The 13,968-nt window shown below is 70.3% G+C and carries 11 protein-coding genes; 9 read left to right on the top strand and 2 right to left on the bottom strand.

Annotated elements, in window-relative coordinates; all coding sequences use genetic code 11:
• Positions 1-2: 2 nt before the first annotated feature.
• From RDV84_RS04065 to RDV84_RS04035, 7 genes are all read left to right on the top strand, one after another.
• Complete coding sequence (locus RDV84_RS04065) at positions 3-1,067, top strand: hypothetical protein (RefSeq protein WP_309152561.1); 1,065 nt, start codon at positions 3-5, stop codon at positions 1,065-1,067.
• Positions 1,068-1,112: 45 nt separating this feature from the next.
• Positions 1,113-1,661: a hypothetical protein gene (locus tag RDV84_RS04060; protein WP_309152559.1), complete on the top strand. Its 549-nt coding sequence runs from the start codon at positions 1,113-1,115 to the stop codon at positions 1,659-1,661.
• A 391-nt stretch (positions 1,662-2,052) separates the two neighbouring features.
• Entirely contained in the window at positions 2,053-2,772 is a 720-nt protein-coding gene (locus RDV84_RS04055) for a PadR family transcriptional regulator (protein ID WP_309152558.1), read from the top strand.
• Between the two features lie 271 nt (positions 2,773-3,043).
• Entirely contained in the window at positions 3,044-3,871 is an 828-nt protein-coding gene (locus RDV84_RS04050; RefSeq protein WP_309152556.1) for a siderophore-interacting protein, read from the top strand.
• A gap of 99 nt (positions 3,872-3,970) precedes the next feature.
• On the top strand, positions 3,971-5,236 hold the full coding sequence (locus RDV84_RS04045) for an MFS transporter (RefSeq protein WP_309152555.1): 1,266 nt from the start codon (positions 3,971-3,973) through the stop codon (positions 5,234-5,236).
• Between the two features lie 178 nt (positions 5,237-5,414).
• On the top strand, positions 5,415-6,749 hold the full coding sequence (locus RDV84_RS04040) for a Tle-like phospholipase domain-containing protein (RefSeq protein ID WP_309152554.1): 1,335 nt from the start codon (positions 5,415-5,417) through the stop codon (positions 6,747-6,749).
• A gap of 111 nt (positions 6,750-6,860) precedes the next feature.
• Positions 6,861-8,231, top strand: coding sequence for a hypothetical protein (locus RDV84_RS04035; RefSeq protein WP_309152553.1), 1,371 nt, complete (start codon positions 6,861-6,863; stop codon positions 8,229-8,231).
• A gap of 159 nt (positions 8,232-8,390) precedes the next feature.
• Here the strand turns inward: RDV84_RS04035 and RDV84_RS04030 are convergent, their stop codons facing one another.
• Together RDV84_RS04030 and RDV84_RS04025 are read right to left on the bottom strand one after the other, a co-directional pair.
• Positions 8,391-9,500, bottom strand: a complete 1,110-nt coding sequence (locus RDV84_RS04030; protein WP_309152552.1) for a hypothetical protein — start codon at positions 9,498-9,500, stop codon at positions 8,391-8,393.
• Between the two features lie 442 nt (positions 9,501-9,942).
• Positions 9,943-10,155, bottom strand: coding sequence for a hypothetical protein (locus RDV84_RS04025; protein WP_057946060.1), 213 nt, complete (start codon positions 10,153-10,155; stop codon positions 9,943-9,945).
• A 730-nt stretch (positions 10,156-10,885) separates the two neighbouring features.
• Here RDV84_RS04025 and RDV84_RS04020 point away from each other — a divergent pair.
• Entirely contained in the window at positions 10,886-11,077 is a 192-nt protein-coding gene (locus RDV84_RS04020) for a DUF6229 family protein (protein WP_057946061.1), read from the top strand.
• A 1-nt stretch (position 11,078) separates the two neighbouring features.
• A complete protein-coding gene (locus RDV84_RS04015) occupies positions 11,079-13,955 on the top strand; it encodes a type 2 lanthipeptide synthetase LanM family protein (protein ID WP_309152550.1) in 2,877 nt (958 codons plus the stop codon).
• The last annotated feature ends 13 nt before the right edge of the window (positions 13,956-13,968 follow it).

Below are 13,968 nucleotides of genomic sequence, written 5' to 3'. Positions count from 1 at the left end.
GGATGAGCTCGATCCTGCCTTTTCAGCGGTTGCCGGAGAGAAACGGTCTGTGGGGGGTGATTCTTCCTCGCCTGGGCGAGGGGGAGCGAGGGCCGCTCGGTCCGGCCGGGCAGATCGCGCGGATCGACCCGGCCGCGGTCCGGTTCGTGCGCGTCCAGCGCGTGGGATGGCGCGGCGCGGGCTGGGTGCTTGGAGCGGGAGGCGGCTTGATGGCGGCGCTGATGTTCGCGCCGTTGATGTGGTCGTTTCTCCACGCGGGGCAGCGGCTCGGCCCGCTCGTTGCAGCGGGCATGTGCGCGATACTCCTGTTGCCCGTACTCGCGGGAGCGCTGACGGCCTATCGGGCCCTCACGCTCGAGTTGCCGCCGCCGGTGGTTCTGAGCCGGCGTCTCAGGCGCTTCTACCAATGGCGCGGAAACAAGCATGGCTGGGTTTCGGTGGCCGCCGACACGGGTATCGCGGTGATCCACGCTGCGGCCGTGGTGACGCAGGCGGGCGGCGACATGGGATACCGTCTGCATGTGGTCGAACTCGACGCCGGCAGCCGCACGATCTGCGAACAAATCGCGATATCCGAGGTGGTCGGCGACCCCGACGAGTTGGCCCAGCTTTGGGATTTCCTGTGCCGCTATCTCGATGAAGCGCCCGAGCGCTTGCCCTCGGTTCGCAATGCCGACCTCCAGGGAGAGGCCGCATGGCTCGCCCGGGCGGATCGGTATCTGTTCAGCAGCCTGGTCGACGACGAGCACCGGTTGGTTCCAGGCCGGTTCAATGCGTTCCGCTTCTATTTCGCGGCAGTGCTTGAGTACTGGTACTTGCGTTGCGGCGCCTGGATCGAGGGCAAGGCATCCACACCCGCCTATCCGCCGGACTTGGCCGATGCCATGCGCTGGGACGGCGCCAATCCCTACGCGCGCGAGGCCGCGAGCCCGGCCCAGCAGGCCGCATCGCGCGGAGATCTCGACCACTTTCGCCGCCGATGGCGCATCGTCGCTGTTCTGTCGACTTTGCTGTATGGCGGAATATTCGTCGGAATGGTCGCTATCGGATGGTTGGTCTTCGTATAGCCTAGGCGCCGGGGCCGACCCACTCCGCGAACCGAAGAGAGCCGCATGTCCTACTTCCCGTCCTTGCGTCCCGATTGCCGTTTGAAGGGATATGGCTGGCTTCTCATGCCGATGCTGATCGTCGCGTCGGGCTGTTCCAGGGCCAGCGGCGATGCCGGGCCCGACTGGCGCAGCATCGATGCCAGCATGAAGAGCTCGCCGCAAGTGGACATCGCCTCGGTGGCGCCGCACGAGAATGGTTGGGCCGCGTGGACGCGATCGCCTGTCTATGCCGTGGATATCCCGAAGGGACTGGCGGTGCCGCCCGACAGCAAGAAGTGGGTGAGGATGCATGTCGATTGTCGCGAATCGTCCGCGGATGTCGCGTTCATCGAGGCGCGCTTGGTGGCGCCTTCCGGGTCCATCTTGCAGACGGTGAAGAAAGGCGAGGCCGGCGCCGAAGACTATCCGTCGGCGGGCCGGATTCCTTATGCGATCAGCCCGCCCGCGATGATCTGCGCCGCCGCGGCGGCTCGGTGCCGGGGCGATGCCCTGACCTGGCCGCTGGAGCGCGGCGAGCAAGCGGCGTTCGTACCGTCCTGCCGGCGGCTTTGACCACGGCATGAGCCTCCCGGCCGGACGTCGGACCTAGTCGGCCTCGGGCCTTCGGCAACCAGGGCCGCGCGACGCCTGGGCCGTTGCGACCTGTTCGGGGACGCTTCAAGCGTGTCGTCGATGAATCCGGTGCGACGCTGACGCAATCCGCACGTCGTTTGCTTGCATTCGCGAGCGCAGAGCCGGGGCGCCTCGCGCCGCCGCGCAGTCTTTTGTCCGAGGGCTGGGCGATATGCCTGGTCGTGGAGACGCTCACTTCATCCCACTTGCCGGCCTACCGGGGCGATCGCTCCGGCTGGCGATGAGTCTTGGCTGCGGCTTGAGGGAGGCTTGACTGTGTATCTTAAGATATATATCGTAAGACCTATCTTAAGATAGGTCAGGTGTCTCCATGCGCCGTTTCTTCGAGTTCGACCCCAGCCGCGCCTTCGGCCGCGGCGACTTCTTCGGTTTCGAGTGCTTCACCCGTCACCTCGAAGCCCACGCCGGCGGTCATCCGCGCGGCGGCGGCCGCGGCGGGCGTCGCGGCGGTTTCGCCGGCGGGCCCGGCGGGGCGGGATTCCCGGGCGGTTTCCCCGGCGGCTTCGACGACGGCGAGGGCTTCGCGCGCGGGCGCAAGTTCAGTTCCGACGACCTGCAGTTGCTGCTGCTGGCCCTGCTCGAGGACAAGCCCAGCCATGGTTACGAGTTGATCAAGGCGCTGGAGACGCGTTCGAACGGCTTCTATAGCCCGAGCCCGGGCATGGTCTATCCGGCGCTGACCTACCTGGAGGAGCTGGGCTACGTCACCGTCGAGCTGGAAGGCAACCGCAAGCGCTACGCGCTGGACGCGCCGGGTGCCGAACATCTGGCCGCGAACCGCGAGCGGGTCGACCTGATGCTGGCCAAGCTCAGCCACATCGCGCGCAAGATGGATTCGGTGCGGCGCGCGCTGGCCGGCGAGGATCCGGCCGATCCGTCCGAGGGAGGCTGGTTGCCGGAACTGATCCAGGCGCGGCGCGCGCTCAAGACCGCGCTGTTCCGCCGCGACGACGTGCCCGCCGACGAGCAGCGCCGCATCGCCGCGATCCTGCAGCGCGCCACCCGCGAGATCGAGGGCGGCGGCGACTGATCGCCGCCTGGCCGCTCAGCCGTCTCGCCGGCCCGCGGCGTGCGCCGCATCGGATTCAACACACCTCCGATTCAACACACCTCCGATCCGACGCATCCGATTCAAAAGATTCGATTCAAAAGATTCGATTCAAAAGATCCGGTTCCACCGATCCGACTCAACACAGCCAGCCCGCCGCGCCCGGCACCCGGTCCGCGCAGCCCGCCGCCATCGCATCCGACAACCGCGAACGCCGCCGCGCGCGGCGCTCGCACGAATTCCAGGACTTCCCATGCAAGACACATCCAGCGAACTGGCGGTCGTGCGCGTCCGCCACCCATTGAAACTGCGGCTGTTGCGGGTCGACCGGGTGGAACCGGTGACGCCGCATCTGCTGCGCGTCGTCCTGAGCGGCGAGGACCTCGCCGACTTCGTTTCGGCTTCGTTCGACGATCACGTCAAGGTGCTGTTCCCCGCGCCCGGCCAGGAGCGCCCGACGATGCCGACGTTGGGTCCGGCCGGCTTCGTCTTCGCCGACGGCGTCGAGCGTCCGGCGGTGCGCGACTTCACTCCGCGCCGTTTCGATCCGGTCGCGCGCGAGCTCGAACTGGAGTTCGCCCTGCACGAGGCCGGCCCGGCCAGCGACTGGGCGCGTCAGGCCCGGGCCGGCCACTGCCTCGGCGTCGGCGGGCCGCGCGGATCGCGGGTGGTGCCGGCCGGATTCGCCTGGCACCTGCTGATCGGCGACGACACCGCCTTGCCGGCGATCGCGCGCCGCCTGCAGGAACTGCCGGCTGCGGCGCGCGCGATCGCCGTGCTCGAAGTCGAAGACGCGAGCGCGCGCATCGACTTCGCCAGCGCGGCCGCGCTGCAGACTCACTGGTGTTATCGCAACGGGGCCGATCCGGCCGGCGATCCGCCGCTGCTGCGCGCGGTGCGCGAGTTGCAGTGGCCGCACGATCGCGACGCCGGCTATGTCTGGGCCGCGGGCGAAACCAGTGCGATCCGCGCGGTGCGCCAGCATCTGCTGAGCGAGCGCGGAGTCGACAAGGCGCGCCTGCATGCGGCCGGTTACTGGAAGCGCGGCGCGCCGGGCGCGCACGAGCCGCTGGACGACTGACCCGCCGACGGGCGCCGCGTGCGGCGGCCGTCGCGGCGAACCAACCGACGATTCCTCCCCCATCGACGCGGTCGCCGCGACCGCAAGGCCCCATCCCCCATGTACTCGATCGATCCCACGCGCGAGCGCCGCCTGCTGTGGCTGCTCATGCTGACCCAGTTCACCCTGATCATGGACTTCATGGTGATGATGCCGCTGGGCCCGCAGATCATGCGCGCCCTGCACATCTCGCCGGCGCAGTTCGCCGCCGCGGTCTCGGCCTATTCGATCTGCGGCGGCCTGTCGGGCCTGCTCGCGGCCACCTACATCGACCGCTTCGACCGGCGCAAGCTGCTGCTGGCGATGTACGCGTTGTTCGCCCTGTCGAACCTGGCCTGCGCGCTGGCCGGCAGCTACGAGCTGCTGCTGGCCTCGCGCGCGTTCGCCGGCGTCAGCGGCGGCGTGCTGGGCTCGATCATCATGGCGATCATCGCCGACGTGATCCCGGCCCAGCGCCGCGGCGCCGCCACCGGCACGGTGATGACCGCGTTCGCGGTGGCCTCGGTGATCGGCGTGCCGGTCGGCATCCTGCTCGGCGCGCATTCGCGGTGGTCGGCGCCGTTCTGGCTGCTGGTGGCCTTGTCGCTGCTGATCTGGCTGGCCGGCGCGCGGGTCGTGCCGCCGCTGGACCAGCACCTGTCGCGCCAGCGCGAGCCGCTGGCGCGTGCGTTGCCGAACCTGATCGGGCTGTTCGCCAACGCGCGCCACCTCAACGCCTTCGCCCTGACGCTGATGCTGACCACCTCGCAGATGCTGGTGATTCCCTTCATCTCGCCGATGCTGGTCGCCAACCACGGCATCGAACCTTCGCAGCTGTCGTGGATGTACATGGCCGGCGGCGTGGCGGCGTTCTTCACCTCTCGCCTGATCGGGCGCCTGGCCGATCGCCACGGCAAGCAGCGGGTGTATCGCATCGCGGTGGCGGTGTCGCTGTTGCCGGTGCTGTTCGTGACCCACCTGCCGGCGGTCGGATTCCTCGCGATGCTGTTGTTCTTCCCGTTCTTCATGGTCTCGATGAACGGCCGCATGGTGCCGCTGCAGGCGCTGCAGACCACGGTGCCGCAGCCGCAGCAGCGCGGCGCCTTCCTCAGCGCGAACAGCGCAGTGATGTCGCTGGGCACCGGTCTGGGCGCGTGGTTGGGCGGGCTGATGCTGAGCACCGATGCGAGCGGACACATCGCCGGTTACGGCACGGTGGGCTGGGTCGCCGCGGGTTTGGCGCTGTGTTCGGCGCTGTGGGTGGGACGCGTGAGCGCGGCCGATGCGCCGGCGGTGGCGACAGCGACGGAGCCTGCGCAGGCGGACGCGCGCGGCGACGCGGCCTGAGATCGACGCCGCCGCTTCGATCCGTCCGACGATCCCTTCGATCCCGCAAGGCGCCGACGCATTGGCCTGCGTCGGCGCCGTTTTGCGTAGTGAAACCTAATCACCGAGCGAACGACCGAAGGCGCCTCGTCTTCGCGCCGCCGCTTGCGCGCCGAGCTACGCAACCAGGAGACCGACCGTGTCCGATCCCAATCCCAAAGTCCCCAAACCGTCGTTCGCGGATCGGATCAAGGGCTTCGCCGAATCCTTCGCCAAGCATTCGGCGAACGAGTTCGATCTGTCGGGCACCGGGCAGGATTTATCCCACAGCGCGCCCGAACCCCCGACTGCGAAGCCCTCGTTCGCGTTCAAGCCCATGGCGCCGCAACCGGTGCCCGTGCCGACGTTCTCGATGCCGTCGTTCGGCGCGTCCCATCACGGCCCGACCGGTCGCCCGGCGCCGCTGCCGCCGATGTCCGCGCCGTCGTCGTCTTCCTCCGGCACCGGCGGCATCGAACTCGATCCGCTGACGGCCGCGGCGATCATGCACGACGGCTACAAGGACAAGAGCACGCGCGACCTCAACGGCTGGACCCGGGTCGGCGACGAGGAACTGCGCGCGTTGCCGCAGCCGCTGAACCCCGACGATTTCCACCGCCATCCCAGCGGCATGCGCGCGGACCTGTATCGCAAGGGCGACGCCTATACGCTGGAATTCCGCGGCACCCAAGTGGCGGCCGACTGGCCGCACAACATCAGCCAGGCCACCGGCTACGGCAGCGGCCAGTACGACGCCGCGGTGGAGTTGACCGAACAGGTGAAGGCGTCGCTGCCGGACGGCCTGAAGTTCGTCGTCGGCCATTCCAAGGGCGGCGGCCAGGCCTATGTGAGCGGGCAGGCCAACGGCGTCGATAGCGTCATCGCCAACCCGGCGTGGCCGCATGTCGCGACGTTGGAAAAATACGGCGTGGTCATGGACGCGTCCGAGTTGCGGCCGAAGAACACCACCTTGCACGTGAACGGCGAGCCCTTGACCGCGCTGCAACAACTCGGCGCGACGTCGCTGGTGCAGCCGCACGGCCCGATGATCGACTTCCAGCCGCCGCCGCACGTCCCGCGCCAGTCGCCGCTGCTGCGCCACTATGTCGAGGGGATGGAGCCGGACATGGACATGGCCAAGAACATCATCAGCGGCCTGGACCGCATGGGCTACCAGACCTTCATCCACGGCGCCAAGGTGTTGGAGAACGCGTGCGCGGACCAGCGCGCCGGCGAGCTGGCGACGCTGGCCAAGAGCCAGCACATGCCGCAGGTGGACGCGATCGTCAAGGGCGAGAAAGGCGGCGGCTTCCTGGTCTGCGGCGACGTGCACGACTCCAGCGCGCAGAGGATCCATTTCGGAGGCGCGGTGCCGGAAGGCGAACTGGCGCGCGACACCTGCAAGCGGATCAACGATGCGCTGCAGGCGAACCCGACGCAGACGCAGGGCGGCGCGCCGCAGCAGGCGCAGACGGGACCGGGTTTCGCGCGCTGAGCGAACGCGGCGGGAGCCGCGGCGAAGGCAAGCGCCGGTCCGCGGACCTTCGCGCGCCGCGAACGCATCGGTGCCACAATCGGGACCGCCAGAACGCTAAGGAGAGCTGTGATGGGTGATCCCAACCGCGTCGCGAATCCGCCGCCGCCGCCGAATCAGGTGCCGCCCGAGCCGAACCCGGCCGGCATCCTCGGCCCGGGCCGCGCCACGGCCGGGGTCGATCCGCCGATTCCTCCGCTGGCCGGATCGGGACAGGGCACCGCGCTCGGCGGCCTGTTCATCAACGACCGACTGTTCACCTATCGCTTCGAACGCGACCTGTTGCCGGTGCCGGGCGGTCACGTGGTGTCCACCGGCGCCGCGCTGACCGGCCTGGACGGCGCGACCACCCGGCTGGAAGCGGGCAGCAGCACCGGCCGGTACACGCTGGCGGTATCCGGCGATCCGCGCATCGGTTCGGCGGTCGGCGCGCTGCGCATCGGCGACGGCGTCGATTCGGCGACCCTGGGCGGCGCGATCAATCCCGCCACCGGCGCCAACATGGTGTTCGGCGGCCTGCAGTTCGATCGCGACTCCATCGCCGCGCGCTATGGCTGGGACCGCAACGGCAGCACCGTCGGCGTCGACGGCCGCCTCGGCCTGTCCGGCGGGACCGCGCTGACCGGCGCGTACGAATACGCCAGCGCCGCCGACCGCCACCGCGTCTCGCTCGGCTACGAAGGCGGCAACGCCGGACCGAACCTCGGCACCGGCGCGGCCTGGGCGCCGAACGGGGTCAATTTCAACGCGTTCGCCAATGTGCCGGTCGGCGGCGGCGAACATCCGTGGCGGCTCGGCGCCAGCGGCGCCTACGACACCGGCACGCGCCAGGGCAACGCGCTGGCGACCCTGACGGCGCCCAATTTCCTCGCGCCGAACCTCAACCTGGATCTGGCGGCCGGCGCGGACATCCGCGACGGCCGGATCGCGGGGCCGCAAGTCGATGCGCGCTTGCGCTATGCGCCGCCCGATGCTGGCGGCGCCAATGCCTTCATCCGTTTCCAGGGCAACCAGGACCGCGAGGCCGTCACCTTCGGCCTCAGTTTCCCCCTCGGCGGCGACGCGCCGCGCTCGCGTCCTTCCGGCGAAGGTCTGCCGGGCTTGCAGGTGCCGCCGCCGCCGGATCGGCGCAGCGCGAACGAACCGCAGACGCGCGGACTGGATGCGGCGCCGGGCGAACCGCGGATCGGCCCGCCGGCGCCGGCGGACGGCGGCGCGCGCCGTCCGGGCGATCTCTCTTCGCTGCTGCACGACCTGGGCAACGGCGACCGCACCGCGCTGGCGGCCGCGGCCGCCCTGGGGCCGGGCCAGGAACTGCGCCGCGCGGCCGTCGCCGAAGCCGACCGCCAGCAGGCGCAGCACGCCACGGCCGCGCCGACCCAGACGGCGCAGGCGCCGGAGCAACCGGACGCGCCAACGCGCGGCGCGCGTTCGCTGGGGTGAACCTGCGGCGCGCCCGGCTGGCCGCGTCGCGCGCATGGTTCGCGGGCGCGGATCGGACGGGATGCGTCGGCAGCCTTCGATAAAGGCAGCGTTCGCAGCGCGTCGAACCGACGCAGCCCCGCCGCGCGGAGCTGCGTCGGCCGCCTCGCGCGGCCCCGATCAGTTCACGTCGATCGCCCGCGGCGACTTGCCCAGCGGGCCGTAGCCGCTCAGGCCGAAATCGCTGACCGTGCGGCGCACGCCGGTGGCCGGATCGACCTGCAACAACTGGCCTTTGCCATCGCTGCCGCTGTCGCCGTCGACCACGTAGATGACCTGCTGGTCGCGCGACCAGCGGATCGCGACCGGCCGCGTGCCGAGCGGGCCCTGCGCCTGCGCGCCGAGATCGCTGATCAGGTGACGATAGCCCGAGGCCGGATCGACCTTGACCACGGCGCCGCGTCCGTCGCTGCCGGCGTGGGCGACCAGCACATGGATGCTGCCGTCGCTGCCGGCGATGACCGAGTTCGGAGCGCTGTCGCGGCTCGGATCGACCCAGCCCTGCAGCACATCGCCGAAGTCGCTGAGCACCGAGCGGCCCTTGTTGATCGGATCGATGGCCAGCAGCGCGCCTTGTCCGTTGGTGCCGGTGGTCATGTCGGTCACCAGCATCTTGCCGCCGAGGCCGAGCGCGCCCGGCCGCCAGGTCAGGGCGACGGCCTGCGCGGCGCGCGCGCCGCGGCCGTCGCCGAGGTCGGAGAACACGCTCCGGCGGCCGTTGCCGTCGAGCTTGAAGATCGCCGCGCGGCCGTCGGTGCCCGCGCGCCGGTCGAGCACGAAGAAGCCGCTGAGCGGCCCCAGCAGCACCGGCGGCACGTAGATCACGCCCTCGGGCTGGCTGCCCAGCGGGCCGCGCGAGGCGTCGCCGAAATCGCTCATCACCGTGCGCTTGCCGTTGGCCAGGTCGATCTCGAACACCGCGCCGCGGCCGCCGGTGCCGGCTTTGGCGTCGGTGGCGACCCAGCGGTCGTCGCCGCCCCACAAGCCGGTCGAGACGCGGGCCAGGCCGCTCGGCGTCGCGCCGAGCGTGCCCTGGGCGATGTTGCCGAAATCCGACAGCGTGCGCCGATAGCCGCTGACCGCGTCGATGGCGTACAGCGCGCCGCGGCCGGTCGCGCCGCCCGCCTGGTCGAGCACGATCAGGGCGCCGGGCGCGGGATAGGTCGATTGGGCGTTGGCAACGGCGGCGGTGCCGAGCAGTACCGCGAACAGCAGGTGTCTTGCGCGCATGGACGATCTCCGTGGGGTGAGGGCTGCGGCACCGCCGCGCCCGCCGCGGACGCGCAAGCGCGAGCGGCGTGCCAGGGAGAAACTCACCACGGTCGCGCCGGCGATGCCGTGATCCATCGCGTGCGGTGAGCGAACGATAGAAGCGGTGAGCGCGAAGCGCGGCCGCGCGCAACGCCGCAGCGTGAAACCGGTCGCGCCGGTTTATCGAATTCGGGCCGTCGGGGTTCGGTCGACGAAGTTCGGTCGTCGTTGTTGGATCATCGGCGCGCGGTCATCGACGCCGGTTGGCGATGTCGGATCGCGGCGTCGGAGTCTCACGCCCGAAGCGCACGCGCGCTCCGCGATCGCCGTCGCCGGGCGCGCGAACAACGCGCAAACAAAAAGCGGAGCCCAGGACTGGACTCCGCTTCCCGTCGCGATCCTGTCCGCTCGTGGCGAGCGTTCAGATCTCCACGATCGGACCGCCCGGATCCGGCGCCGGCGGGCAGCCCGCGCTCTGGCTGCAGACCGCGATCAGGCGCCAGGCGCCGCCGCGGCACTGGTAGTAGTAACCGGGATCGCGCGGATGATCGTAGGGCACCAGGAACATATGGCCCTCGGCCGACGCCGTGCATTCATAGGTCGGCTCGGCCGCGGCCGGCGCGGCGGCGATCATGAGTCCGACGAAAAAAGCCGACGCGGCCCCTTTGCCAATCCATCCCTTCATGCGGTATTCCTCCGTTGAAAGCCGCCGCGGCTCATTCCCTTTGCGGGGTCATGACGACGCGCGTCCTTGCGGTACCGCGATGCGCGCGCGTTCCGGAAGCGGCGGTGGCTTCCGGACATCCTGGCAGGCGACGCTAGCACATGATGCGGCGCGTCATGGGATGCGTACTGAGCCTCACTATCGAGCGCAGGCCTGTCTCGGATTTCGGCACGAATGTTCGGCCGCCGCCACGCGCCGCACGCCGCGGCGTTCGCGCGCGCAAGGCGCTGGAAATGCGCGTGGTCCGGCATCGGCGCGGCTCATGCGACGCAGTCGCGGCGCGGCAATTTGCGGTCGCGACCCGGCACGAAACCTCCTTGCGCTTCGCGATTCGGCCCGCGCTGTCGCATTGACTTGCCGGCGAGGCCGGTGCAAGGCTGAAACGGTGTCTGGAACGGCACGGACGGGACGAAACACCGACGCGGCGATCTCGCCGCTCCGTCCATCGGGGTTTTCAGGCGCGTGCGCAAGTGTCCTCGCAACGTACCCGAACGCAAAAGGAGGGCGTGCTGTTAACGATAGCGATCTGGTCGCGATGGCGGATCCATTTCCATAGCGACTTTCATCCGCACGGGGTGCGGCACGATCCGGTGCCGCCGAATCGTTGAATTCCGATAATGCTCCACAAGGAGGAATCGTCATGGCAATGGACAAGCAGGCCGCGGATCTGACGATCGCGTGGCGTAATCAGGCCGGCGCCGATCACCCGGCCGGGCCGTTGTTCTCGAGCGGCGAGTTCGCGCAGGCGGATTTGGTGTTCGACAGCGTGGACGGCTGCACCGCGTCGCTCTGCACGGGATCGTGCACGGTCATGTGCTGCATCCTGGGTTGATATGGCGTCTGTAGCGGACGCACGCGGTTTCGAAGCATCGCTGGGCTGCCTGACCTCGTCCGCGCTGGACGATCTGGCAGCCCAGCTTCGTTCCAGCCCCGGCCTGGGCGAGCGCGAAGCCGAGCGGGTGCTGCAGGCGACCGGCGAATCGCTGACCACGGTGGTGCACGCCAAGGTCGGGCGCCTGCTGTTGCTGGAGCTCAACGCCGCGCGCGTGACCGGCCGGCTGGGCGAGGACGGCAGCGCGCAGGAACGTTGGCAGCGTTTCATCGAACTGGCGTCGCAACGCGAGTTCTGGGACGGGCTGCATCCGCACTATCCGACCCTGCTGCCGCGGGTGCGGCGGATCGTCGAGCATCGCTGCGCGGCGTCGCTGTCGTTCGCCCGGCGCTGGAGCGAAGACCGATCGCGCCTGGCCGAACTGTGCGCGGGCGAACCCGGCGAATTGCAGTCGCTGCGTTTCGGCGCGGGCGACAGTCATTGCCAGGGACTGACCGTGGCCGTGGTGGCCTGCGAAGGCGGCCAGGTGGTGTACAAGCCGCGCTCGCTGGCGATCGACATCGCGTTGCGCGGATTCCTGCGGACGCTCGAACACGCGCACGGCGCAGCGTTGCCGATCGCGGTGCCGCGAGTGGTGGATCGCGGCGGGCACGGCTGGAGCGAATTCGTCGCCCATCGCCATGCGGCCGGCGAAGACGAATTGCGCAGCTTCTACCTGGGCATCGGCCACTGGCTGGCGGTGATGCGCCTGCTCGGCGGCACCGACCTGCACGCCGAGAATCTGATCGCGCACGGCGGTCGCCCGGTGGTGGTGGATTGCGAAACCCTGTTCACGCCGAGACTGCCGACGCTCGCGTCGGGGCTGGGCGATGGCCACGACCGCGCCGTCGACCTGGTCTCCGGCACCGTACTCAACATCGGCCTGCTGCCCACGCGCGGCGCCGGCCTGGGCTGGCGCGGCGTCGACAATTCCGCGGCCGGCATGCTGCCGGGCCAGCAGCCGATGATGAGCCTGCCGGGCATCGTCGACGCGGGATCGGACCGGGCACGGTTGGGCCAGCAACTGGTGGCCGCGCCGGTCGCGCAGAACCACCCCAGCGCCGAGCCGGTGCTGCATCGTTATTGGCCGCAGGTGTTGCAAGGCTTCGATGCGTCGACCTCGACGCTGCAGCGAATGGATGCGGACGGCACGCTGCGCGCGACGCTGGCGGCCTTCGCCGATTGCCAGGTGCGGGTGGTGCCGCGCGCCAGCGAGGCCTATGCCGAGATCGGCCGCATGCTGTGGCATCCGGTGTCGTTGCACGACGAGGCCAAGGCGCGACGCACCGCGCACGAACTGCTGGCCAAGATGGCCGCCAACGTCTCCATCGCGCCCGACGATCCGCACGTGATCGACGCCGAGATCGACGACTTGCTCGACGGCGACATTCCGCTGTTTTCCACCCGGGTCGGCGAGGGACGCCTGCACGGGCCGCGCGGCACCCGGTGGCTGGCGCCGGGCGATCTGGCGGAGCAATCCTGGCGCCGCTGGAAAGCGGCGGATTTCGAGATGGAGCGGCGCTTCATCGGCGCCTCGCTGATCAGCGCCTACGCCAACGACGGCTGGATGCCCGATATGCCGCAACTGCGGGTCGAGCCGCGCGTCGAGGATCTCGACCGGCGCCGGCGCGAGCAGGCCGCGCGCATCGTCGGCCGCATGATCGACAACGCCATATTCGGCGACGACGGCACGGTAGCCTGGGTCGCGCCGGGTTTCACCGCCGCCGGCTGGGCGGTGCAGCCGCTGGGCGTCGACGTCTACAACGGCGTGTCCGGCATGGCCTTGCTGGCCGGCGCGTACCTGCGCGAGGTCGCGGCCGGACGCGCGGACCGGCTCGACGGAGTCGAGCCCTTGTTCGCCGCCAGCGTGCGCACGCTGGCCTTCGCCGAGACCCGGCGCGCCGAGCAGCGACGCGGACGGCTGAAGCTGCGGCCGCGCACGCCCGGCGCGTACGTCGGCCTGGGCTCGCAGATCTGGACCTGGCTGCAACTCGCGCGTTGGGGACTCGATGACGGCGACGGCCTGGCCCGCGCGCGCGCCCTGGCCGAGGAACTGCCGGAGTCCGCCGCGGCCGACGAGGTCAACGATGTGCTGATGGGAACGGCGGGCGCGATCGCGCCGCTGTTGATGCTGGCGCGCGCCAGCGGCGACGCCGGCTACGCCGATCTGGCCAGCGACCTGGGCCGGCGCCTGGTCGAGCGCGGGCGACGCGAGGACGGCCGCCTGTTCTGGACCCACGAGCGCTGGCCGCAAGGCCTGGGCGGGTTCGCGCACGGCGCCAGCGGCATGGGCTGGGCGTTGACGCGGCTCGCGCGCGAGACCGGTCGCGGCGAGCATCACGACGCCGCGCAGGCCGCGTTCGCGTTCGAAGACGCCTTGTTCGATACGCAGGAGGGCAACTGGCGCGACCTGCGCATGCTGCCCGGGGTGACCGCCTCGACCGCGTGGTGCCACGGCGCGACCGGCATCGGTTTGGCGCGCGCGGACCTGGACCGGCGATACCTGCAACCGCGCACGCGCGAAACCTTGCGCGCCGCCGCCGCGGCCACCTGGCGCGCAGGCTTGGGCTGGAACCATTGCGCCTGCCACGGCGATGCCGGCAACGGCGAATTGCTGGCGCATGCGATCGATGCCGGGGTCGGCCCCGAGGGCGTGAGCAAGACCGACCTGCTCGCCGCGCTGGTGACCGGCCTGGAACGGCACGGGGCCTATTCGGGCGGCCCGCGCGAGGTGTTCTCGCCGGCGCTGTTGCCCGGCATCGGCGGCATCGCCTATCAGTTGCTGCGCGCGCACGCGGACAGCGATTTGCCGACGATCCTGGTGCCGGCGGTCGACTAGCGCCGCCAACGCG

This window comes from Lysobacter yananisis (genome assembly GCF_031199375.1).
GTDB lineage: Bacteria > Pseudomonadota > Gammaproteobacteria > Xanthomonadales > Xanthomonadaceae > Lysobacter > Lysobacter yananisis.
This window is presented reverse-complemented; position numbering and strand designations above follow the sequence as displayed.